19 protein-coding genes are annotated in these 25,776 nt (G+C 32.3%); 5 read left to right on the top strand and 14 right to left on the bottom strand.

Annotated features, from left to right (window positions below):
* The first annotated feature begins 101 nt into the window (after positions 1 to 101).
* The gene (locus ACU8YW_RS17180; protein WP_426934042.1) at positions 102 to 1,568 is read left to right on the top strand and encodes a protein adenylyltransferase SelO; all 1,467 of its coding nucleotides are present in this window, start codon (positions 102 to 104) and stop codon (positions 1,566 to 1,568) included.
* Between the two features lie 159 nt (positions 1,569 to 1,727).
* On the opposite strand, the gene ACU8YW_RS17185 is transcribed toward ACU8YW_RS17180, so the two are convergent.
* From ACU8YW_RS17185 to ACU8YW_RS17210, 6 genes are all read right to left on the bottom strand, one after another.
* The gene (locus tag ACU8YW_RS17185) at positions 1,728 to 1,928 is read right to left on the bottom strand and encodes a hypothetical protein (RefSeq protein ID WP_001226066.1); all 201 of its coding nucleotides are present in this window, start codon (positions 1,926 to 1,928) and stop codon (positions 1,728 to 1,730) included.
* A complete protein-coding gene (locus ACU8YW_RS17190; protein ID WP_426934043.1) occupies positions 1,928 to 3,022 on the bottom strand; it encodes a response regulator aspartate phosphatase in 1,095 nt (364 codons plus the stop codon). The genes ACU8YW_RS17185 and ACU8YW_RS17190 overlap by 1 nt, the downstream gene beginning before the upstream one ends.
* A gap of 138 nt (positions 3,023 to 3,160) precedes the next feature.
* On the bottom strand, positions 3,161 to 3,508 hold the full coding sequence (locus ACU8YW_RS17195; protein WP_426934044.1) for a DUF4260 domain-containing protein: 348 nt from the start codon (positions 3,506 to 3,508) through the stop codon (positions 3,161 to 3,163).
* A gap of 12 nt (positions 3,509 to 3,520) precedes the next feature.
* Entirely contained in the window at positions 3,521 to 4,489 is a 969-nt protein-coding gene (locus tag ACU8YW_RS17200; RefSeq protein WP_088064135.1) for a bile acid:sodium symporter family protein, read from the bottom strand.
* Between the two features lie 4 nt (positions 4,490 to 4,493).
* Positions 4,494 to 5,885 carry an FAD-binding oxidoreductase gene (locus ACU8YW_RS17205; RefSeq protein WP_088064136.1) on the bottom strand — a complete coding sequence of 464 codons (1,392 nt, stop codon included), beginning with the start codon at positions 5,883 to 5,885 and terminating at the stop codon, positions 4,494 to 4,496.
* Between the two features lie 168 nt (positions 5,886 to 6,053).
* Complete coding sequence (locus ACU8YW_RS17210; protein WP_088064137.1) at positions 6,054 to 6,452, bottom strand: DUF2871 family protein; 399 nt, start codon at positions 6,450 to 6,452, stop codon at positions 6,054 to 6,056.
* Between the two features lie 255 nt (positions 6,453 to 6,707).
* Between ACU8YW_RS17210 and ACU8YW_RS17215 the strand changes: the two genes are divergently transcribed.
* Positions 6,708 to 7,211, top strand: a complete 504-nt coding sequence (locus tag ACU8YW_RS17215; RefSeq protein ID WP_087984039.1) for a GNAT family N-acetyltransferase — start codon at positions 6,708 to 6,710, stop codon at positions 7,209 to 7,211.
* Positions 7,212 to 7,809: 598 nt separating this feature from the next.
* Here the strand turns inward: ACU8YW_RS17215 and ACU8YW_RS17220 are convergent.
* A complete protein-coding gene (locus tag ACU8YW_RS17220) occupies positions 7,810 to 10,530 on the bottom strand; it encodes a sensor domain-containing protein (protein WP_141543191.1) in 2,721 nt (906 codons plus the stop codon).
* Between the two features lie 1,006 nt (positions 10,531 to 11,536).
* On the opposite strand from ACU8YW_RS17220, the gene ACU8YW_RS17225 reads away from it, so the two are divergent.
* On the top strand, positions 11,537 to 13,015 hold the full coding sequence (locus ACU8YW_RS17225) for an Lsa family ABC-F type ribosomal protection protein (protein ID WP_446893981.1): 1,479 nt from the start codon (positions 11,537 to 11,539) through the stop codon (positions 13,013 to 13,015).
* 142 nt (positions 13,016 to 13,157) lie between these two features.
* Here the strand turns inward: ACU8YW_RS17225 and hlyIIR are convergent, their stop codons facing one another.
* The 4 genes from hlyIIR to ACU8YW_RS17245 form a co-directional block, all read right to left on the bottom strand.
* A complete protein-coding gene (gene hlyIIR / locus ACU8YW_RS17230) occupies positions 13,158 to 13,763 on the bottom strand; it encodes a hemolysin II regulator HlyIIR (protein ID WP_000520491.1) in 606 nt (201 codons plus the stop codon).
* A 399-nt stretch (positions 13,764 to 14,162) separates the two neighbouring features.
* Positions 14,163 to 15,401, bottom strand: coding sequence for a hemolysin II HlyII (gene hlyII, locus ACU8YW_RS17235; protein ID WP_088608871.1), 1,239 nt, complete (start codon positions 15,399 to 15,401; stop codon positions 14,163 to 14,165).
* A 302-nt stretch (positions 15,402 to 15,703) separates the two neighbouring features.
* On the bottom strand, positions 15,704 to 16,939 hold the full coding sequence (locus tag ACU8YW_RS17240; RefSeq protein WP_087981432.1) for an N-acetylmuramoyl-L-alanine amidase: 1,236 nt from the start codon (positions 16,937 to 16,939) through the stop codon (positions 15,704 to 15,706).
* 441 nt (positions 16,940 to 17,380) lie between these two features.
* Positions 17,381 to 17,674, bottom strand: coding sequence for an ArsR/SmtB family transcription factor (locus ACU8YW_RS17245; protein WP_046954619.1), 294 nt, complete (start codon positions 17,672 to 17,674; stop codon positions 17,381 to 17,383).
* Between the two features lie 717 nt (positions 17,675 to 18,391).
* Between ACU8YW_RS17245 and ACU8YW_RS17250 the strand changes: the two genes are divergently transcribed.
* Positions 18,392 to 18,724, top strand: coding sequence for a hypothetical protein (locus ACU8YW_RS17250; RefSeq protein ID WP_098722143.1), 333 nt, complete (start codon positions 18,392 to 18,394; stop codon positions 18,722 to 18,724).
* Positions 18,725 to 19,027: 303 nt separating this feature from the next.
* Here the strand turns inward: ACU8YW_RS17250 and ACU8YW_RS17255 are convergent, their stop codons facing one another.
* Complete coding sequence (locus tag ACU8YW_RS17255; protein WP_088064139.1) at positions 19,028 to 19,465, bottom strand: hypothetical protein; 438 nt, start codon at positions 19,463 to 19,465, stop codon at positions 19,028 to 19,030.
* Positions 19,466 to 20,247: 782 nt separating this feature from the next.
* On the opposite strand from ACU8YW_RS17255, the gene ACU8YW_RS17260 reads away from it, so the two are divergent.
* The gene (locus ACU8YW_RS17260; RefSeq protein WP_088064140.1) at positions 20,248 to 21,501 is read left to right on the top strand and encodes an ATP-binding protein; all 1,254 of its coding nucleotides are present in this window, start codon (positions 20,248 to 20,250) and stop codon (positions 21,499 to 21,501) included.
* 456 nt (positions 21,502 to 21,957) lie between these two features.
* Here ACU8YW_RS17260 and colA read toward each other — a convergent pair whose 3' ends face one another.
* Positions 21,958 to 24,873, bottom strand: a complete 2,916-nt coding sequence (colA, locus tag ACU8YW_RS17265; RefSeq protein WP_088064141.1) for a collagenase ColA — start codon at positions 24,871 to 24,873, stop codon at positions 21,958 to 21,960.
* 202 nt (positions 24,874 to 25,075) lie between these two features.
* Positions 25,076 to 25,753, bottom strand: a complete 678-nt coding sequence (locus tag ACU8YW_RS17270) for an MgtC/SapB family protein (RefSeq protein WP_088064142.1) — start codon at positions 25,751 to 25,753, stop codon at positions 25,076 to 25,078.
* Positions 25,754 to 25,776: the final 23 nt, after the last annotated feature.

The following is a 25,776-nucleotide window of genomic DNA, read 5'->3' on the forward strand; positions in this document are numbered from 1 at the left end:
ATAGATTGCAAGGGGAAATATCATATTATACTTTCAGCTAATTTTACAAAGAATACATACGTACAAATACATTATAAAAAAATAAACAAGGAGGAGATAAAATGACTAAAAATAATGAAGCTGGTTGGAATTTAGATCATAGTTATACAACTTTACCACAATCATTTTATACAGAAATCCCCCCTACTCCCGTAAGTTCACCGGAGCTAGTTAAACTAAATCATTCACTCGCAATATCTCTTGGCTTTAATCCTGAAGAATTGAAAAAAGAAGTTGAAATTGCTGTTTTTGCTGGTAATGCACTCCCAGAAGGAGCTCACCCCTTAGCACAAGCGTATGCCGGTCATCAATTCGGACATTTTAATATGTTAGGCGACGGTCGTGCGCTTTTAATAGGTGAACAAATTACTCCTTCAGGTAAACGTTTTGACATTCAACTGAAAGGTTCTGGCCCTACTCCGTATTCACGCCGTGGTGATGGTCGCGCTGCACTCGGTCCGATGCTACGCGAGTATATTATTAGTGAAGCAATGTACGCTCTTGATATTCCAACTACTCGTAGTTTAGCAGTTGTTACAACTGGCGAACCAACATATCGTGAAACAAAGTTACCTGGAGCAATTTTAACTAGAGTCGCTAGCAGTCATATACGTGTCGGCACATTTCAATATGCTGCAGCTCGTGGTTCTATCGAGGATCTTCAATCACTAGCTGACTATACGATAAAAAGACATTATCCAGAAATTGAAGCTCATGAAAACCGATATACTGCATTACTACAAGAAGTCATAAAGAAACAAGCAAGTCTCATCGCTAAATGGCAACTTGTTGGATTTATACATGGTGTAATGAATACTGACAATATAACGATTAGTGGAGAAACGATTGATTACGGCCCTTGTGCATTTATGGACAATTACGATCAAGGAACCGTATTTAGCTCTATTGATACACAAGGTCGCTACTCATATGGAAATCAGCCATATATGGCCGCGTGGGACCTCGCGCGACTAGCAGAATCTTTAATACCCATCCTACATGAAGATGAAGAAGAAGCATTAAAGATTGCTCAAGACGAAATTTCAAAATTTAGCGTACAATATGAAAACAATTGGTTCCTTGGAATGAAAAAGAAATTAGGACTATTTAGCAACGAGGAACAAGATCAATCACTTATTGAGCAACTTTTAAAAATGATGGAGAAACATAAAGCCGATTATACAAATACATTCCGTTCATTAACTCTTAATACGCTCGAAAATACAGCTCTATTTGAAAGTCCTGAATTTAACGAATGGTACAAACTATGGCAATCTCGATTAGAAAAACAAGAAGAATCGAAAGAAAACGCCTACGAAATGATGAAAAATAATAACCCATCAATCATCCCTAGGAACCACCGTGTAGAAGAAGCACTAGAAGCAGCTGTTACAAATGACGACTATAGTGTAATGGAGAAACTTCTTGAAGCCTTATCAAACCCTTATGCGTATTCTACAGATCAAGAAGAATACTGCGTTCCGCCTGCACCGACGAATCGTCCTTATCGTACTTTTTGTGGGACTTGATTGCAATTTAAAGAATGTTTCTAGTTATATTAACTGTTAACAACAAACTTAAAAGGTGTTTTCAATATTGAAAACACCTTTTAAGTTAACTTATTTAATGTCCATTTTTAAAATCAACTAAAAATGCCGACTTCAAATCAAAAGTACTTCATTCTATATTTATCCACGTTCTACTACTAAAAAATCTGGTTTTGCAGGTGCAGGCGTATCTCCATGAGCAGCATATTGTTTAGTATCAAAATTTAATACCGAAAAATTTTCTTGTGTCGCTTGTTTTGGTTCAGCTAAAATGCCACCAATACTCAAAAATACAACACCAGCAGCCGTTAACCCCATAATAGTTAATCCAATTTTTCTCATTATTTCAACGCTCCTTTGTCAAATATTCTTTTTCTCGTTTCATAAGCCTTATAAAAATACTTTTCAGCCTGTTCTATATTGCCTTCTTTATGAAACTCTATCGCCAGCTTTTCAGCATATTCGCAGATATATTCGGTTAAATTTTCTCTTTCAAAGTAAGAAAAACTTTCGAGCATAATTTTTTCTACGTTTTCTGCTTTCAAACATTGACAAAATTCATTTAGAATTAAAAAATGATACTTATATTCATCATTTTTTAATTCTTTGCAAACTTCCAATCCAATTTCAATTAATTCTTTTGCCTTTTCTATTTCTCCTATTTTATAATATTCTCCTGCCTCTATAAAAATAGCTTTATAATGATTCGGCATTTTTTTAGAAACCTCTGATAAGTGTCTAATAGCCAAGACCGAAAGGTTTTGACTTGCATACAATAATCCTAAATTATGTCTTATTCTTAAAACTAGTGTTTCAGCATCATTTTTTTGCAAAGTATTTAACGCTGAAACAATATACTCCTCTGCTCTTTCATGCTGTTTTAATTTTGAAAAAGATAACCCCAAAACATTTTCACATAGTGCTACATTCATTTCATGCCCTGCATGTTTTGCAAAGATATCCCTTGCTTTCGAAGCATATTCAATAGCTGAATACGCTTGATACATTTGATATTTTAATGTAGAAACTCTGTAGTTAAACTCTGCTTGTTCAACTTCATCTGGAATATTCTTTAGTAAACTTTCCGCTTTATCAAAATAGTTACTCGCTTCACTATAATTTGAGAGAATTGTAGAATGTATAGATTTGAAAAAATAATAATAATATTCTAAAAATTCATCCTTCGGTTTAGGCAGCGAATCTAGTTTATCAAAAGAATTTTTTGAAATGCCTATACCATCAATTAGCACTTTATATCGAAAATCTAAAAGATAATAGTGAAATAAAACATTTATATCTCCTTCGATAATATGTAGCTTTTTATCAATCTCTTCCTTTAATTTATTGGCTTCACTTACTCGTTGTGCTCTGATGTTTTGGTACCAATCATTCAGCATCTTAGTAATTAATTTATTGCCCGTGATTTGTATATTCATTGAAACCCCTCCTCATCTATTTAAGTATTCTAAAAGTAACACAATTCAATTATCTATATCCATATTTATATATATTTCTCAACAATTGTTTGAAATTCAATTCCTCAATTAATTATTTGTTCACATTACACCCCCCTTTTATAACCTCTGAATATGAGTATCTTTAAAATCCGTCTCATATTTCAATCCATATCCAAACATTCGATCCATCCCAATATGTGCTGTCCATATTAGCCCAATCATTATAACGGTATCTATCTTAAAATAGACACCTATGATAACTATTAATATAGATATAATATATGTGTGACATATATTATAAATTTTAGCACCAACACGATTATTTATACCGTACGCTAACATTGATAAATCCGGTGCTAAAAGGAATACCCAAAATATAATCCAACTAAATTCATATATTGAATACGCATAAATCGTGGCTACGAAAACAACCAGTCCTTCAAAATGTACAATACGTTTTTGCATTCTTTATCATTCCTATTTTTCTATATTTACCGATAAATTTTCATCACTAAAAGTATTCTTTGCATTTTTTGACCAGATGGTTGCTAATATCGGCCCTGCAATATTATGCCATACTGCTGCTAATACACTTGGAAGTGCAGCTGCTGCTCCAAAATGTGCTGTTGCCAGCGCAACACCTAAGCCTGAATTTTGCATTCCTACTTCTATTGAAATAGCCCTTCTTGTTCCTTCGTCTAGTCCAAGTACGAACGCTGTTATATATCCGAGTAAAAAACCAAATGCATTATGAAGCATTACTGCAATAAAGATAAGCAGGCCTGAAGAAGTAATGCTACTTACATTCGCTGAAACAACTGCAGAAACAATAATAATAATTGCTACAACTGATATTAAAGGAATAACAGTCATTCCTTTCGTAACAGTTGTAGGGAAAAACTTCTTCACTACTAATCCTAAAATAATAGGTAGGATAATGACTTGTACGATAGAAAGAAACATAGACATAGCATTTACTGGCATCCATTGTCCCGCAAGTAATAATAAAATAAGAGGTGTAGCAATTGGTGCTAGTAACGTTGATAATGAAGTCATTGCAATAGACAACGCTAAGTTCCCTTTTGCTAAATAAACCATAACATTTGATGCAGTGCCACCCGGTACTGAACCGAGCAACACTAATCCAGCTGCTAATTCGGCTGGTAACTTCATAACGTAGGCTAGTACGTATGCGACAAGTGGCATAATAATAAACTGAGCACATACACCGATAATAACTGGCAATGGTTTTGTAGCAATGATTTTAAAATCAACAGCCTTTAATGTTAATCCCATCCCAAACATTACAATCCCGAGTAAAATTGTTATATAACTAGTTAACCCGAGAAATGGTCCAGGAATGAAATATGCAATAGCTGCCATACAAATAACCCAAAATGCAAAATACTTTCCAGCTATATTACTTATCGCTTCTAGTACTTTCACCCAATCATCCCCTATCCTTCAACTGAAAAACTTTATTCGGATTCAAAATGTTTTGTGGGTCAAGAGCTTTCTTTATTTTTTCCATTACGAGTAATGCCGCCCCATGTTCTTCTTCTTGATACTTTCGTTTTCCGATTCCAACGCCATGTTCTCCCGTACACGTTCCACCTCGTTTAAGAGCATATAAAACGATACTTTCATTTATTTCGTCCGCCTTTTCCACTTCTTCTTTATCGTTTGGATCAACCATTAAGAGCACGTGGAAATTCCCGTCTCCCACATGCCCAAGAATACCACCGATAAGACCTACTTTATCTAATGTCTCTTTCGCATGTTGGATTGCACCAGCTAATTCTGAAATTGGTACACATACGTCTGTACTCATAAGCTTTTTACCAGGATAGCTATGAACGTAAGAATATGCTAGATTATGCCGCGCATCCCATAATTTATTTCTCGCCGCAGTTTCCGTTTCAAAAGCAACTTCTTTACATTTATGATCAAAAACAATTTCCTTCGTGAATTCAATATCTTGCTTTAGCCCTGCTTCATTACCGTGAAACTCTAAAAACAGTGTAGGTTCTTCTCTGTAACTTGTTTCATTATAATGATTTACTTGTTTCATAGACAATTCATCTACAAGTTCAATTCTTGCAATTGGAATACCCGCTTGTAGTATATTAATAACAGCTTCTACTGCATTATTTATAGTTGGAAACGATGCTCTCGCAGCCATAACATGTTCTGGTATGCCGTATACTTTTAACGTTAACTCTGTAAAGCATCCAAGCGTACCTTCTGATCCTACGAAAACACCATTTAAATGGTAACCTGATGATGACTTCGCCGCTAAATTTCCAGTATGTATTACTTCCCCATCAGCAAGAACGACTTCTAAATCACGAACTTGATCACGCATTACCCCATACTTAACTGCTGTCGTTCCGCTCGCATTTGTAGCAGCCATTCCACCTAACGTTGCATCTGCTCCTGGATCCACACTAAAAAACAATCCATACTTTTTCAATTCTTTATTAAGCTGAGAGCGAGTCACTCCCGGCTGTACTCTTACAAGGAAATCTTTCTCTCTTATTTCGAGTATTTTATTCATGAGCGAAAAGTCCATTGTAATTCCTTTTTCATATGGAATAACGTGGCCTTCTAAGCTAGAGCCTACACCGAAAGGAACGACAGGTTTTTTATGCTCACTCGCTACTTTCATTAATTTACTAACCTCTTCAGTCGTTTTTGGAAAAACTACTACATCAGGTAAACTACTAGTATGATAAGATTCATCTTTACTATGTAACTCTCTTACTGTCGTATTTACAACTACTCGATCTTCGGGAAGTACACCCTTTAATTCATTTACTAAACGCTCTACCGTTATTTCCATCGTACACTCTCCTACTTTCTATAAATTTGAATTACAAAATATGTTAACTATTTTATACATAATAATCCGAAAAATTAAATAATTCAAGTTTTATACATATGCAAGTTTCATACTGTCGAATAAACAAAAAGAACTTGCAATACCTATCGCAAGTTCTTTACTATAAAACTACATTTTAAATGACTTCTTTATTAACAACATAAACCAAATTAAAGTACCTGCCATCAGCGAATGAGAAAACCCAACAATATAAGTTAATCCTTTAAAGTCCGCTCCATTTAACTGAAGAAGCCCTCTTGCGGCCAATGAACCTAACATTAAAATTAATGCGATATTATGTACAACAAACCACTTATTAAAACTTCTCGCTTCATGAAACGCGAATACTTTTGCTAATCCTAAAGCAATTAAAAAGAAGAAAAAGCCAAGTACAAGTGTATGTGTATGCAATAAATTTAACAAAGTAGAACCTAAAATCCCCTTATACTTTCCATACTCCCTGGCGAAAATTCCTGATAATAAACCGATAATCAAATACGTAAACGATGCATTATATAATTTCTTCATTATGTACCTCCTTGAGTAGAATGTGTAGTGTGTCATATTTAGTAATAATGATAGTTATATAGTAAAAACTCCTAGTCACCTAGGAGTCATTGTATAAGCATCTCACTCTTTACAATCAATTTCAATTATAGGATATCCCTTTATACAAAACAAACGAACTTTATGTGAACAAGCAGGACTATTTTAAAATATGTTGCGATTTCGTATTATACACTCCATACTAATTATTATAAATGTTAAAGGTGGTGCAATAGCTTGATAGTTCTTGAAACTGAACGACTCGTTCTTCGCTGGTTTCATATAAAAGACGCTCCATTTATTCTTGAATTAGTAAACGATCCTGCCTGGATTCAGTTTATTGGTGATAAAAGGATTAAAAACTTAGAAGATGCAAAAAAATACATCTTAAACGGACCAGTTGATATGTATAATAAAATGGGATTTGGTCTTTACTTAGTTGAACGAAAAGAAGATTTCACTCCACTTGGTATGTGCGGACTTATTAAAAGAGATTCATTAGAAGATGTCGATATCGGTTTTGCCTTTTTAGAGAAATTCCGTTCGAAGGGGTATGGCTTTGAATCAGCTTCTGCTGTAATCGACTACGGTGTACAAAAGCTCGCGCTGAAACGAATTGTAGCAATTACTACTATTGATAACATCAATTCAGGAAATCTTTTAGAAAAAGTAGGATTTCAGTTCGAAGAGATAATTTCAGACTCTGGAGAAAACTTAAAGTTATTTGGGTATAACATATAATAACTAGTCAGAGTTCACTTTTAATCTAATCAAAAAATATTTCTTACATATACATTCCTAAAAGTTATTATGATTAAAATACTCATCTGTTTTTTCACATTATAACCACACTAATTTAAATCACAATTCTAATTTAAATTAGTGTATTTATTCTTACAAACACTCTATTTTGTTCTTAAAGTTGTCAAAACTCTTATGTAGCTACATGAAAAGTTTATGCTAATATATTAATAAGAAACTATGCGTTCCCTTAACCCTGTATCCGGCCCTGTATTTTTTACAGGGCCTTTTGTTTATTTAATTTACTTATCACATGCTTATATACACCTTAAAAGTCATTTCAAATGTAATAAACGATAAATAATAAAATAACTTTAGACAGTATGACCTGCACCTTTAATACGATCCCTTCAAATTTCTTGACGAGAAGACAAGTCATGAAAAAGGAATCACTTAAGAACAAGATAACAGCTTGAGTAATGATACATCTTAATGCAAAATATTTTGGAAACCTAACTGCTAGTTAACTAAAAAAGAAGTTCTACTTAATATAGGTAGAACTTCTTTTCCCTTTACTTCACAAGTACATAGTTCTCACTTATTCCCTGCTTAAAAACTTGAGAAACTCATCTTCATTTACAGGTTTACTGTAATAATAGCCTTGAATTAAATAGCATGCATTTTGTTGTAACACTGTTAATTGTTTCTTCGTTTCTACTCCTTCCGCAATCACTTTCATATTTAAAGTATGAGCTAGCGAAATAATAGTTTGTATAATTTCATCTCCATCATTCGAAGTTCCAATCCTATTCACAAATTCTCTTGGAATTTTCAAAGTATCAATTGGATATAAAGGTAGATATGCTAATGAAGAATATCCTGTACCAAAATCATCAATTGATAAATGTACACCATATGATTTTAATGCTTTTAACTTCAATAAAGTTTCTTTTTCATCTACCATGGCAATTCGCTCTGTTAATTCCAAATCAATCAAATTAGCTGGTACTCTTATTTCTTCTATGGTAGATATAATCGTTTGAACAAAATCTTTCTGTTCAAACTCTATAGCTGATAAATTTATCCCCATTTTTAGATTTGTATAACCTGCAGAATGCCATTCTTTCAGTTGTGAACACGCTTGCTGTAGCGTCCATTTCCCAATTGTAATAATCTGTGATGTTTCTTCCGCGATAGGTATAAACTCAAAAGGTGAAATTAGCCCCAGCTCTGGATGTTGCCAACGTATTAATGCCTCTGCACCAATAACCTTTCCTGCCTTACTATCAACTTGTGGTTGGTACAATAAAAACAACTCATTATTTTCAATTGCATTCGGTAAATCTTGCTCTAATTGTAATCGTCTTGTTATTTTTAGAGATAATGTCTCGTCGTATATACAAACAGCATTGCTACCTTCTTCCTTTGCACTATACATAGCAATATCAGCATGTTGTAAAAGTGTTGTGGCATTTGTTCCTCCAAATGGATACAACGCTATTCCTATACTAAGGGATAAATAAAAGCTGTGTTGATTTATTACAAATGGTTCTTCAGTTATACGAAATAATATTTCGCACAAATCTAATAGCTGTTGCTCTGTTTTGTTATGGACAATGATTGCAAACTCATCTCCCCCTATTCTTGCTAAAGGAATAGCTGGTGACAGACATGTCCTAAAACGTTTGGCAACTTCTTTTAAAACACTGTCACCAATTGCATGCCCCAGTGTATCATTAATGGTCTTAAAGCGGTTTAAATCTATATACAGAAGTCCAAACTTATCCTGTGTTTTTTGTACACGCTCAATAGATCTGTCTAATTCTTGTTGGAAGAATATTCGATTTCCAATCCCCGTCACTGTATCATGAAATGCTAGATAGTTTATCTCATCCTGTTGTTGCTTCATCCTCGTTATGTCTTTTACCATTATATAACTCCCAAAAGTTTGTCCTTCTATCATGATAGGAACAATAGTAACGTACCAAAAATGTATATCCTTCTCATTATTATTTTTCACACGTAACTGTAACGCAGACGAACTACATCGTTTCCCCATCTTTAGAGCTACTTCCAATTCAGGTTTATCTTCATCTAAAAAAATAGAAAAGCACTCTTTTCCTATTAATGCTGCACTGTCTTTTCCTAATAACATACTTCCAGACTGGTTTATATTTAATACGGTACCATTTGAATCAATTGTTAATATAGGATCTGGATGGTACTCATATAAAGACTTAAACCTCTCTTGATTTTTCACCAAATCATTAGATTTTTTTATTAAATCTGCTGTTCTTTTAGATACTTTTTGCTCTAATTGATTATTAAACACTTTTAATGTTTCGGTTAAATCTTTGTTTTGCATTCGTACAATTGTATGACGAATCAGTACAAATACAAAGGCAATACAATTTCCCGTAATCAGTGTAGAGGAAGAAGTTTGCTCTTTGAAAGTAAAACCAATTAAAATTGCAACTGAAAGATAAGGAAATATGACAAGAAGTTTCTTTCCAAATGTCGGATTAATAATAAAGTAATCTCTTCTAGAAGATGTACTCCTTGGAATAGTAGCAGCAATAGCAATAAATAATAGAAAAACTCTATACAAACACCTTAATAATATAAGTGAACGATGTGATAAATCATCTTGTAAATAGAAATATAAATAGTCCGTAATAGACAAGCCAGTTAATACTAAGATAAAAATAAATAATTTACTTTTCGCATTAAAAATTGCTGGTCGAAAAATAAGGCTAACTCCTAGTAATAGAAGCAATAGATCTATAATTGGGAAAATAAATGAAAGAAAAACATCTCCAATTGATAAGAATAAGATATTTGCAGAAGGTTTATTAAATAGGTACCATTCTAAGGTAAAAATAGCAGTAACAACAATACATAAATCACAAATTAAATACGCTTTTTCCCACTTGTTACATTCCATAATGATTTTATAAAAGAACGCAAGGAGAAAGAAGAATAAGAAAAACAACAAAAATACATCAGAGATATTAAAATTTTCTATTGGTAATTCTACATTAAGTACTTGAAAAGCAGATATAAAATTCCCTATCAAGAAACACCCTATTGCAATAGTAATACAAACCCAAAAGACTCCTAGTTTAATTTTTCTTGATACCATAGAGTAAAGTAATGAGATAAATACAGTAGTTTCAACAACTAAGGATGATAGTCGTATATTAAAATCTGATACAAAATAATGATTCGGAAAAACAAATAAAAATATAAAACAAAAGCTTAAATAAGCTAGTAGAGCTAATATCAATACATAAAATTGCACATGTGAATGTTTACGCAACGGACTCACCTTCTTAATTTTTTCTAGATTTTTATTAAAAATGACCTGATGCTGCACTGCTCGTATTCATCAAAATGAACTTACTTATTATTCCATATTATGAACTTTTTATAGGATTTCTTTCTACATACCACAGCCTGATTTACTTTCTGCAGATATTTCTTCTTTTTTAACTAAGCATTCCAAAAAGAATACGATGGAAAATGTTATTTTTCGGTATTTACTCATCGTAAATTTGAATAATACAACTTAGCTGTTCTTTGAATATGAGATAGAATCTAAACTTCCATAGCAACATAGTTATTCGCTTATTGTCACACTTAGAAAGAAGGGTAATATACTATCATTAATTTAGAAATTCGAATTAAATGACCGAACTCACTGTAACTATTATAGTTACAGTGAAGGGTGCTGTCAATTTCAAATACCTCCCCTTTTAATGGACAAAAGACGTGACATTTTGAACAAAAATAAGATGTTTATAAGAAAGATGTAATGTTATATCGACCTAACCAAAGAAATATAAATGATCTAGCATTAAGTGAAGATGATATTGCATCTCCCAAAAAAGAATGTTACTCTAAAAATAGAATGATGAAAGGAATGATGGATGAATAATGATTAACTAATTTATATTTTAAGTTGAATTTTATAACTTCAAACTACAAAATATAGGGTTAGTCTATCCATTTTTATAATTCATTTCATACTTTATTTGTCATGATTCAAATGATTAATAAGTACTTACTTAAGCGACAGACTAATCCTTCCGATTAAAAATCGGGGGATTTTTTTATTCCCTTTTATGTAAGTTAAAATTTATTAATCGCTAAATTTACCTAACAAATAAAGGAGCGAAAAAAATGGCTAATTCAGATACTATTGTTACACATGTAATGCTCTATATAAGTCGTTAATATCCATCAAACTTATATAGAGAAATTAAAAAATGGATGGATGTTCCGACTTTATATGAAACGTTTCGATATATAAAGGAGGAATTATTATGTCAATGATAAAAGTTCAAGACTTAACTTTTTCATACCCAGGTAGCTTTGATAATATTTTTGAAGATGTAAACTTTCAAATAGATACGGATTGGAAACTAGGATTTATCGGTAGAAACGGACGAGGTAAAACGACATTCTTTAATTTATTATTAGGAAATTACGAGTATAGTGGAAAAATCCTTGCTTCGGTAGAATTCAATTACTTCCCCTACACTGTTGCAGATAAGAACAAATTCACTCATGAAATCCTTGAAGAAATTTGTCCCCAAGCAGAAGATTGGGAATTTCTACGTGAAATATCCTATTTAAATGTTGATGCCGAGGTCATGTACAGACCGTTTAAAACTTTATCAAATGGAGAACAAACAAAGGTGTTGCTTGCTGCACTGTTTTTAAATGAGGGCCAATTCCTATTAATTGACGAACCAACAAACCACCTAGACACGGATGCACGAAAAATAGTCTCTGATTATCTAAGGAAGAAAAAAGGGTTTATTTTAATTTCACATGACAGAGTCTTTTTAGATGGATGCGTTGACCATATCTTATCTATAAATAGAGCAAATATTGAAGTTCAAAGCGGGAACTATTCTTCTTGGAAATTAAATTTCGATAGACAGCAAGAGCACGAAGAGGCTACAAATGATCGTCTACAAAAAGACATAGGAAGATTAAAACAGTCTTCCAAGCGTTCAGCAAGTTGGTCTCATGATGTAGAAGCTTCAAAAAATGGAACAAGAAATTCAGGTTCTAAGTTGGATAAGGGATTTGTAGGACATAAAGCAGCCAAGATGATGAAAAGGGCAAAAAACCTAGAATCAAGGCAACAAAAAGCTATTGAAGAAAAGTCAAAATTACTAAAAAATGTGGAGAAAACTGAGTCATTAAAATTAGAAGCATTAAAGTTCAAGTCAAATGAATTAGTTACTTTGGCTGACGTGTCTGTTACGTACGATGAACAAGTCGTGAATGAGCCAATTAACTTCGTAGTTGAACAAGGTGACCGAATTGTGCTTGATGGCAAAAATGGGAGCGGGAAAAGCAGTATCCTAAAACTAATTCTAGGGTATCCGATACAGCATACAGGTTCAGTTACTTTAGGTACAGGACTCACCATCTCCTATGTCCAACAAGATACTTCTCATTTGAAAGGATCGCTATCAAATTTTATTGAAGAGCACAAGATTGATGAGACATTATTTAAATCCATCCTACGAAAGATGGATTTTGACCGAATTCAATTTGAGAAAGATATATTTCATTATTCTGGTGGACAAAAGAAAAAACTGCATATCGCTAAAAGTTTATGTGAAAAAGCCCATATGTATATATGGGATGAACCATTAAACTTTATAGATATTTATTCACGTATGCAAATTGAAGAGCTGATTCAACAATTTAATCCCACAATGATTATTGTTGAGCATGATAAGGCATTTCAACAAACCGTTGCAACGAAAACTATATCTATGTAACTCCACTCGAATCATTAATAAATCAAGCCATTAGTCTATAAAGTATTTGAATGAAGTGTCCAAAAAAGCCTAATTTCTCTACAATCCATTGAGAAATTAGGCTTTTTAACAGGAAAATTAGGATTCATAAACAATGAGTAATTTACATATTGGGCTTATCTGTTAAAGCAGAAATAATTCTGCTCACCAAATCTTCTGGCATCCATTCATAATTTGTATCATTCGATTCATTTGGTCCTAAAGAATCAATGAACTTTTTAAACTTTGGAAATAAAACAATAGAAGTGATCCAATGTATCGTATGATTTATAGAGAAGAAATGAAATACTCCTTGTTTCTCCCCCTCCTGCAATATTTCTTTTAACTGTTCAAAACTACCTACAAAATACGGTTTAATCTTTTCTAATCTTGCACTTTCCTTAATAATCTCCTCATATGCCAATGTGCCAATTTCAGGATTTTCTTTTATATGTGTAATAAAGACTGTTAAATATTCTCTTAGAGCATTAATAGGATTAAATTGATTCTTCTCAAGAAAATTAGGTAACTCATTAGCAAGACCATATTTCTTAAACACCTCATAATATAGGTTTTCTTTCCCATTAAAATAGTAAGAAGCCATAGCAACATTCACTTTCGCTTCTTTTGCAATTTCTTGTATGCTCGTACCTTCATAACCACGCTCTCCAAATTTTTTCTTAGCAGCCTTCAAAATATTTTCCATCGTCTGCTCTCGAGATTTCCCCATTTCACACACCTCAAATAATATATATTTCACTTCAAAAATCCACTAAGGACTTTGAATAGAGTATCTTTTTAATGAAGTTTAATTATATATTTAAAGTAATAACTTAACAACCGATGAAGACTTGCTTACTTTAAACTATTCGCCACACAACATACTCCTCAAAAAGAAACATCTCCTGAACATCGCCTACCCTATGTGATCATACAAAGAATTCATTTAAAAATGAAATAAAAATAAACACCCTACTTAAAACAATATCTCCCTGCGTGGCATGAATAGCTTTCAAATACCTCACGTTCTTTTCTAATTGCGTATAAGAATGAAAAAAATAATAAGGGCCAGAGTTTATCTATCTTTACAGATAAACTCTGGCCCTTTCATTTGCAATTCATTTACTGATTAGATTTGTTTAATCTCAATATAAGGTCCTTTGATGTTTAATTTGTTAATGTCATTCGAAATATTACCTACAGTTGTTTTTTCATTAAACGTATAGATCTTTTCACCATTCACAAAGATACCCCAATTTTTATCCTCGTAACTAATACCATAACCAGCATTGCTAGATGTCGCTTTGAGCTGATTTCCATTCATTGAAAAAGATAATTTCCCTTTGCCTTTGTTAAGTTGGTTATTCACATTGTTGATACTACTCATTTGTTCTTCAAGGGCTTTTTGGTTATCAAGAGTAACTTGATGGTTTTTCCAGTCTAACTTATAGTTGTTTGTAAAGAACTCATTATATGTATCTTTATTATTTGTTCCCCACCATTTCGAACTTACCCATTCGATATTGTACTGATCTGATATTCTACGATTTGTTATTTTTAAATCAGATGTAGATTCTGTTTTATCTGCAGTAATAACTGCTACTACATTAGGAGAAAAACCATATCCTGTTAAAGCTGGTACTGTATCTTTTGAAACAAAATTATTCGTTCCTTCATTGTAACTACGTGATTTCATAAATAGTTGATTACCGTAGAAAGTATTAAATGAATCACGATTATAAATTCCCCACTCCGGGTAATTAAATGATTGGAATCCTACTTTCCAATTTAATTTTTTATCTGTGTGAGTCTCTAATACCGTTTTATAGTCTACTTGATCATAAGATACACTTTCTTTCCAAGCAAAGCTACCTGTAATACTTGCATCAGCATTTGGGCCTTTATCATTTACCCCAACTTTAACACTTCCGCCAAGTGTATACCCTACTTCAGAAGTAACCTTTGCTGAAGTCATTGTATTAACTGGGGCAGCTTTATGGAATTGAGCGCTATCACCACTTGTTATTTCTGCTTCAGTATGATAAGCCGATGGCCACTTTAAACCTGCGTTATAGTATCCGCCATTAATTGTATATTTAGCATCTATATTACTACCATCAGTAGTAACAATTGCAATCTTTTTATCTGCGTAAGGATCCTCAATAAAAGAAACCTTTATTGAATTTTTAATATTTTGCTTCATGTCATAAGTAGTTTTAAAACTATTATAGACTTTTCCACCATTTTGAAGATTTTCTACAGTTCCTTTAGAATCTGCAAATACAGATGTTGCTTGTAAACCAAGTGATCCAGACATAATAACGGACGCTACCGCAACACTTTTAGCTATTCCATTTGTTTTTTTCATACAGACAGCCTCTCCTTCTTAAACATTTAAAAGGTATAAACATATTACTTTTAGCTCTCAATACTAGAGATAGGTTCATAACTTTACAATGTAGAAATTTATTAATCTTTATGACAATAACTATCAACACTTGTTTTTCTAATTTCCATCTCTTTTTTTACTGATAACTATTATCAATATTATTAAAACACATAATAACGATTTAAACAACAATTTTAAATAAATATTTAAAATTGTTGTTTAAAAAAATGCAAAAAAATTATAGAATTCTTTATTTCGAGAATTACTATATTTTCATTTACTTATTGCAACCTATATTCAGATACATTATTCCCTTTCCATTCATAATAATCTAAAATCCCCTCATAAATGGCTTCTGCTGCAACCTGCCTTCCGTTTTCTGTAGATAACTTACTGTAATCAATACCATTATCTATAAAAGCAAGTTCCGTTAACACAGCTGGCATTTCATTTTCTCTTATAACATGAAGATCGCCATGTTTAACGCCTCTATCACGTGTTTGAAGAGCGTCTACTAATCGGGTTTGAATTTTTTCAGCTAAAACACGACTTTCTTCCACATGAGGATTTGTTTTTTCAGATTTAGAAGATTTATAGTAGTATGTTTCTGTCCCTTTTGCATTACCATTATAAGCATTTGCATGAACACTTATAAAGATATCCCCCTGATTTTGTTTAGCAAATTTAACACGTTCCTGTAAAGAGCTTTTTTGATCATGTCCAGGTCTAGTATCAGATTCACGAGTTAGTAAAACTGTAAATGGTGTATGTTTTTCAAGCAATTGTTGTAGACGTAAAGAAGTGTCAAGTACAATCTTACTTTCAGGTAATCCCTTTGTGTCTTTTCCAGGATCTGCGCCACCATGTCCGGGATCAATAATTATTGTCTTATTTTCTAAAGGATTACTTTGACTATATTGAAGCATATCTGTTTTTGCGGTTAGTTGTGCAGCTTCAGCGCGTGTTATGAACCTATTTGGTTGCCAACCATTATCTGTACCAACTGAAATTTTTAAATCAATTAAAGTATTTGCGAACTTTTCACCCCAATGTCCCTTTAAATCTTCAAATTTACTTTGTCCATTGCTAGTGTTTTTATTTTGTAGTTTATATGCATTCACTAGCATAGTAGCCATAGCAGCACGAGTAACTTTTCCAGAAGGATTAAATATTCCATTTCCTTCACCTTTAATTATTCCTGCCTTTTCAGCTGCGGCGATATAAGGGGTTCCCCAGTGGTTTTGTGAATCTTTAAAAGATGGTTTTGCATTTAAATCAATGTGTATACCAAGAGCCCTTGTCATAATGGTTGCTGCAGAAGCTCTATCTAGTGTATCACTTGAACCAAAAGTTCCATCTGGATAACCACTCAATACTTGTTTATCAACTAAATAATTAACGGATTTGTCAGCCCATGCAGGAACATCTGGAAATTTGTGAGTATCTGCAAAAATACTAGTAGAATAAGATAGTAAACTTCCAGCAAGAATTCCTGTAGCAATTAATTTGTTCTTCAAAATTTAGCACCTCTAAAAAATTATTACAAGTCGGTAAATTATGTAAAATATAGTTAATCTTTAAATAATATGAATTCGAATAAAGTATAGATTAAGTTGGCGTCATCACTATTATAAGATAAAGAATCTAGTATAGAATTATCATTCCGAAAAGAACCCTTCGGCATACACTTATAGATTGAGACTATTACATATATTCACCAACATTGTGTAACTAGTATAGTTACTTATATATATGAGTGTCAATTAAAACAATCTTACATTTTTGTAAGGTAACCAAATTAATAATATATCAAGTAATTATTAAACAATGTAAATAATTATCTTTTATTTTAAGAAAAAGCACACTCCTTCTAAATTATCATTGATGCCTCTTTCAATTCCTAATGTCCATCTTAAAAAGAGCACTTTTGAAAAGTGCTCTTTTTAAGAATTATGAAGCTACAAACCTAGAATTCCTACAATCCGGCGAGCCTTAACATTATCAATATAATAATGCATCTCTAATCCTCGTCTTTCTACACGGAGCACAGTTCCCCTTAATTTTGATAGATGCTGTGAAACAGTGGATTGTGGGAGTCCTAATATTTCTGTCAACTGTGTAACATTACACAGTTTATGGTGCATTAATTCATTTACAATTTTTAATCGAACGGGATGTGCCATTACCTTTAATACATCTACATCTTCCTCTCGGATTTTAGCTAGATCTCTATTAGATATTAATGTTGTCATTTCGCATTCCCCTTTATTATTAATTTCTATTTTCCAATTATCCTTATAAGTAGTACTTATAGATATTTACCATTTGTCCTGTTGAGAAAATGTATTCTCGTTCTTAAACAAAAAAAGACACCAATCCAATAAACAGCTTTTACTGTTCCAATGAATTGATGCCCTCTAATTTTTAGCCAAACTATATTTTGTTTTAAAAGGATTATTTTATAGTCTATTACATGATTTTGAATGAGACTTAACATTCTTTGTTACTTAAATAGTAATACTTTTCTCCCTTGTTTAAGTACAAATCAAAATCTTGATTCCCCTTACACATATTGTAAAATCCAAAAGAAATGTTTCTTCATTTTATCTTATACAGACAGCATATATTATGTATTTCTCAACACCAATAAACGTAGCTAGCTCCCCTATAATGGTCTCTCTAGCTGGTAACTGTCATACCTTTTTAAAAAATCACTGTCTTTAATAACAGATCCTTTTAACTTTCCTCAATTAAAATATCCTTTTTATTTCATTTTCTGTTTAACCTCAATGCTATGTAAACTTCTTTTAATCTATTAATCTCCTACTAGACTTCTCCATGTAGAGATAAAGGAGACTTCTCGTTCAAATAATGAATTATGCAATATTGCATTTGATAATCGTTTTCGTTGTAACTATAATGGTTACAGGATTACTATTAATCCAAATACTCTACGTGGAGGTTTTATTATGTTTAAAAAAATTATTGTATCTTCTATGGCGCTTACTATGTTGGGTGGGGCTGCAACTATGCTAGAAACACCTACTGCTCAAGCAGCTTCTTACTTTGATGTCACTCCCGAAGAAGCTGCTGCTTTTTATCAATCTCAGGACTATAAAAAATTAAAAGACTTTATGGATGACTTTGAAGCTAGAAACCCTTATGTTCCTGGTGGAGGCTATGCTCAAGGTAGTGTCCGTATGCAAAAATTCAATGATGCCCTTAGAGCTGCTAAATTAACAAATGTATACCAAGAATTTATTAGAATTTCGTACTACAATCATTATCCAGAACCAAAATAATCAAAACAAATAAAATGCTTATTACTTTAACTTAGCCTAATTTTAAATGTATAGCCTAAAGCTAGAAAAAACCACTTATATAAGGGGTTTTTTCTAGCTTCCTATGTAATTTAGCTATAAAAATATCAAAATGTATTTATAAATTGTTGAAAACAATTCTCTTCTGTTTAATAGTAAAAAGCGAGCACCCTCTCGTAATTACATAAGGTGCTCGTTTTTATTTTTATGTGTAATTCTCGATTTAATATAGTTACTTTCTAGTAAGTAAAAACTAAATTAACTTATAAACAAAGCGTTTTAAATTTAATTCATAGATCTTACTGCAACTTGGAATTGTCCCTTAGAACCATCATTTGAAACGTAAATTTTATATGTTCCAATTGGTAATGGAGATAAAGCATTCCGTACATTTGTAACATTAATTTTTTGTTCTCCAGGTTTTATATAACCACCAACAATTAGCTCCATATTTGGACCTTTCACACTATATCCCATTGTATTTTGGCCATTATTTTTCATAAAGAAGCTTAAATTTCCACTCCCATTATATACAAAAGAAGTTACAGCCTCTCCACTATAATCCATTGTTTGAGTTAATAATAAGTCTACAGGAACATGTTCGACTATATGAATTGTATCATTCGTTTTGTGTATTTCTTCAGCATAAGTATTATTTCCTAACACACCAAGTGTTAATGCTGAAATTACTCCACAACTAAGCACTAGTTTATTTAACTTCATTTTAAGTTCCCCCTTGATGTTTGTAATCTATTACCATCATACATTCTTTTTCAGGTGCGTTTTTATGTAATAATTCATATCTTTAAACCTATATATTTTAACTTTACACCTTAATAGTTACTGAAAAACTCACATTGATAAAGCTACAGTATTATGATTCATAAAAAACATGTAAATTTCAAAATCTTTTTAACGAGAATTCATACAATTAAGTACCAAGCACTCAAATAAATAGCGTTTCCATTTTAGATAAAATATACTAATGAAAAATTTTGAAATTTACACTTTATAATTTGGTATATTCCATGTTAATATAACGAAGGCTACAAATAGAATCCACAAAATATATTTTTTCATAGAATATTCATACTTAAAATCCTATTATTTTATTAGTAACTCAATCCTAGTTTTCCTTATACAAAAGTCAATTTCTAGTTTCATATGTATAAATATCTAAGTAGATTTTTTTATCTATTATTTTTCCTAACGTCCTTATCAATTCTAATAAAGCGAAACTTTAATCAGTGGGGTTTTGTTCATCCCCCACTGATTATTAGTTGAACCAATCGGGCTTTTACAGGCAGTTGATCCCCTACCTAACTTCTTTGCTTCCGCTTAATTTTGAGGTGGGGGTCTTACTGCCCGTTAATGCGGGATAAAAGTAATATTATAGTACTTTTTCAAGCGCTCTTCCTTTTTTAGATAGAAAGTCTACTGATAACTAAACATCTAAGTTTAACTCATACATAATCCAATATACAAACTATCGGAGATGCAAACCTATGGGAATATCTACTCTTTTATTAAATACCTTTATAATAATAATTTGTATCCTTAGCTACCACGTATTTTGGCTAGAATTTAAAGAAAAAAAAACATGTAATAATATATTGATTTCTATCCTTTCCTCCATTGCTATTATTTTTTGCATGACTTTTCCTTTTCATTTACATGCTGGATTTATTTATGATTTACGTTTTATTCCTATCATATTAGTTTTTCTATATGGAAATACAAAAAACATTGTTTTTATAGGAATTTTATATCTTTCTTATCGATTTTTCTTAGGCGGAAATGGAGTTCTTCCATCATTTATTATCTTTACTATTATTTCTGTTATAACAATGCTCTTTCGTTACTTATTACCAATGTATGTTAAAGAAAAAAAGATATTATTAAGCTTGCTTCTTATTTTAGTATGTACAACTTCACTTTCTATCTGCGGTATTGTAACTCAAATAAATACAGGTGGTAAAATTGACTCTACTCTCATAGAATTTTTATTAAATTATATAATCATTAATATATTTACAGTATTATTATCAGTGTATTTAATTGAGGGAATGATTGAGAAATATAAAATGAAAGAAAAGCTGCAACGGGCTGAAAAATTTTATATAGCTAGCGAACTAGCCGCGTCCATTGCACACGAAATCCACAATCCACTAACCACAGTACATGGATTCACTCAATTGTTAAATGAAAAACATGCCTCTAAGCTACCTCAGAATCAGTACTTAGAAATCATGTTAATTGAAATGCAACATATACAATCTACTATTAATAACTATTTATCTTTAACAAAACCACAGAACACCCTAAAAGAGAAAATAGATATTAATCATATTTTAAATCAAGTGAAAGACACTATTTCACCACTCGCTCTATCATACAAAGTTGAAATAATACAAAATAGTACAAATTCCTTTTATATAAATGGAGACCCCGAAAAATTCAGGATCTGTCTAAACAACATCATACAAAACGGAATTGAGGCCATGATAAATGGTGGAGTATTACAAATAAATATACAGAAAATTAAAGGTAATATTATAATCGATATTATTGATTCAGGGGTTGGAATGTCCTCTCAACAAATAAAGCGGATTGCTTTACCATTCTATTCAACAACAGAAAAAGGAACTGGGCTTGGTACTATGATTGCTTATAGTATTATTAAAGAATTAAACGGTGATATAGAAATAGAGAGTAAATTAGGCCAAGGTACACGATTTTCCATTAGTATCCCTTGCTAATATGAAGGAATTATTCAAATAAAATTTTTTCTATTTAACTTATAAAATAAATTTCAAAAATGCCGCTACTTAACTCATTAATCATCTTGATTTCGTGAATAAATTAAACGTAATAAGGACTAGAGTATATCTGTTTTTACGGATATACTCTAGTCCTTTAATTAAATCAAATATACTTGAATTTTATTACTTTGCTCACATCTCTATGAAATCATAATTCATCGATTGTATCTCATTTACTGATTAGGTCTACTTAACTTCAAGATAAGATCTCTTGATACTTGATTTCTTAATATCATTAGATACATTACCTATAGTTATTTTTTTATTTTAAATATTAAATTTTTAACATTCATAAAGATACCAATTTTTATCTTCATAACTGATATTGTAACCTGTATTACTTGATATAGACTTAAATTAATTTCCATTCATTGAAAGACAATTTCTCTTTTGCTATTTCACTTCTACTGTATAATTCCCTGTTCCCCCGCCATACTGATACACATGTAAATAATATTTTCCTGGATATGTGTAGTAACTTCCTACTAACTTATTCCCTTCTTGCTGGGCATACGTAACATAATTATTTAAATCCGCTTCTGAATAAAGAACCCAGTTTACTCCGATATTATTTTCCTTCGTTACATTAATTTGTAGGTTTTTCGCAGTTTCCACATTTATTTCAAAGTAATCACTCGTATCACCATTTCCTAAACTAGCACGTAAAACTTGATTTAATTGCAGTTTATTTGCTGTTTGGAATGAATTATTTGGCTCTTTTTCTACACTGTTATCTTCTTTCTTTTGAACCGTTACATTCGTTGTAACAGTATTCGTTAATCCTTTGTCGTCTGTTACTGTCAATTTTGCCGTGTACGTTCCTTCTTTTGTATACACGTGAGTTGGATTTTGTTCATTGCTTACAGTACCATCACCAAACTCCCATTTATAAGCAACAATTTTTCCATCTTCATCTTTTGATCCATCGCTTTTAAACGAAATTATTTCATTTAAATTTCCGTTATATGGACCATTTATAACCGCAACTGGTGCTTTATTCACAGCACCTTCTTCTGTATTCATACCATGGAATACAACATCATATTCAAATTGTCCTGATGCATTCACACGATAATTTACAAAGTAAGCTGTTACTGTTTTATAGCCTGTCCATTCTTTTGCACTTAAACGTTTTAACGTATCATTTACGTTTTGTGTAATTGTTTTCCAGTCTTCATATTCCCCTTTTGCAGTAGTACCTGTATACGTTCCTTGCAGTGTAAATGTATTAAAGAACTGTGATTTATTTTTCTTAACTGATACATTACTTAATTTTGCTTCTGCTGTAATTTCTGCCGCAATATCTGAAACTGGTTTTGGTGCGTGAGTTGCTAAATAATCATCTGATACTAATGGAACATTATATTTCTCTCGGTTATCGACTAACATTTGCATATAGTCTTGATACTCTTTATTTAAATTCGCATCTTTACTTAATGCAGAGCGGTATGCATCATATGCTGTTACATCATTTTTTCTAATAAGATCATGAACTTTGTCAAACATATCATATCTCTTATTGTACATATACGATTGTAAAGCGAATGAATAATTATAGAAATCCCACGTTCCATACTTTGCATTTAACGTTCGCTCTGCCGTATAACGTTCTGCTGGATTTGAAGATATTCCTCCTATAATGCTCTTTCTCGGTACAACATTATCCGTTCTCGTTGCCCCCGCAAAAAACTCCGCATTCCCTTCTTCAAACCAAGATAATCTCTCATTCTCATACATCTTACCTTGTCCCCAAAGCCCTGGTACTTCATATCTACCTTGTAAGTAATGAGTAAACTCATGTCGGAACAATTCTTCTAAACTATAAATACTTTCTTCTGGCGTACGTTCATAAGTAAAGAACGTACCTGTTCCTTCTATATAAAGGCCACCGTTATTCGTTTCATATCCGTACAATTGACGATTAAATTGATATTCAGCTGGACTATTATAAATAACCATCGTTAATACATCATCAGGATTTCCTTTTTCTAAAGGTTGATCACTTTCAACTGTACGATGGAATTGTGCCTTCACTTCTTTTGCCGCCCAATATAGACGTTTTACTTTTTCTTCTGTCACTTTATCTCCAGCCTTTAAAACAATTGCCCCATCATCAAACGTATACGTTTTCGGCAAATACTTTTTCTTCCCGTCTTCTCGTATTTGATCTAAATTCACAACATTTCCATTTGCATCTTTCCCGCCATAGTTCGTCGCAATTTGCTCAGCCGCTACGAAATATTGCTCTCCTAAATACGGATACATTTTCATTGCGTCCGTTACAACTTGCAATCCTTTCGTTCCTGTACTATGGAACGTACCAAGTCTACCTGTATAATAAATACCATTATTAATTAACCAACCATTCTTCTCTGTCACCGTTCCAATTAAAGCAAAACGACTTAATTCATTAATATAGCTATCAATTTTTTGGTACCATACTGTATCTTTCGGTGCTTTTCTCGTATCGTACAAATACGATTGAATGTCGTAATCAACACCTTGCATAATATCGTAAATCGCATTTCCAGCTGAAAGATTGTCTACCAATGTAGAAAAATTATCGTTATATTGTTTAAAAATCTTTGCAGCTGATGTTATCGTTTCCACATCACTCGAAGCATTTCCTATTAATTTTCCGTATGATGATACTACTCTATTTTGTTCTAACGTACCGAGTTTGAAATTCGGGTTATTCGCAATCGTTTGTAATGCAGGTAAGCATTTATCATGATAGCTCCGCTCATTTAGTTTACTTAATTCCGCATGATAAAATCCTAAATAAAATCCTGAGCGTAATACCTCTACTAAAGTCTCAATCCCTTTGGAATCATCTTTCGTATAAGCTTGTCCTTGCTGCTTCAATTTATCAATAATTGCCTGCATTCTACTATCATTTTGATAGAATGCAAGGCTATCCTTATTAAATTGAAATAGACCCGTAATTTGCTCCCAATCAATTGTTACGAGTAGATCTACTAATTGCTGATTGTTTAATTGATTTAATTCAGCAATTGTATAAGTTTTCGCTGCAGCTAATTGCTTACTTTCTTTTTTTACTTCAGGTGGCCTTTGCGACAAATCAGCAAATTGTAGCCTTTTCTCAAAAGACTTATTTTCAAGCACTTTTGATGGATGAGCTAATTCTTGCATTGGCAGTTGTACACCAACTGGCTCCATTTTGAGCACATTCCGATAAGAAACTTGCTCTCCCTTTTTACTTTCTGCCAATGTGCTCCCTTGAAAACTCCCTAACATTAAACTAGCAAAACTTACCCCTACTAACACTTTTTTTGAATAGCCTCTCATGCTCTCCCCTACCTTACATTTTTTAGTGTCCCGCACCATTATTTTACTATTCTTACTTTTTATTCTGTATTGAGAAAAAATAAGGGAACGTTCACATATGTATTCATACCGCGCAAAATTAACACTTGACTTTATGTGAATTTTATATCAAAAAAGATAGATAATAGCGAAATTCCTGCTATATCTATCCTCGTTTTCAACGCTATGATTTTAACTTTATAAACGTAACTTCCGGTAATGCTTGCATATGCTGAATAAATTCATTCTTTTCTTCTGACGATATATTTTTCAGCTGCATCCCTACCTTATAAACTATTTCTGTACCTCGCTGCAAAGCTTCCACTTCATATGACAGTATTGGAATACCTTTCACTTGTAGCGTTTCTACTATTTGTTGTACCGCCTCATGTTTATTTATACACATTTGCACTGTTATATTTTGCGGAAATAAAAATTGCACCTTAAAAATACGACTCACAATCTCTAAACCAATTAAAACTAGAATCGTCGCTCCAATGCCTACTACATACATGCCAGCCCCAATTGCTAATCCAATTCCTGCTGTAGCCCATAAACCAGCCGCTGTCGTTAATCCTTTCACTGCCTGTTTTTGAATAATAATTGTACCTGCACCTAAAAACCCTACTCCACTTACAACTTGTGCTGCAATACGGCTCGGATCAAGAGCCATATGTTCCTCATTCATAATATCTGAAAAAGCATATTTCGAAACGACCATTATTAATGCACTTCCTACCGCTACTAGGAAATGTGTTTTTAATCCCGCTTCTTTTGATCGAATTTCCCTTTCAATACCGATTATTGCTCCTAACAAACCCGCAACACCGATTCGTATAATCAAATCAAAATTTACACTCACGAGCCCTTCCCCCTTTCATTCAT

The organism is Bacillus pretiosus, from assembly GCF_052947655.1.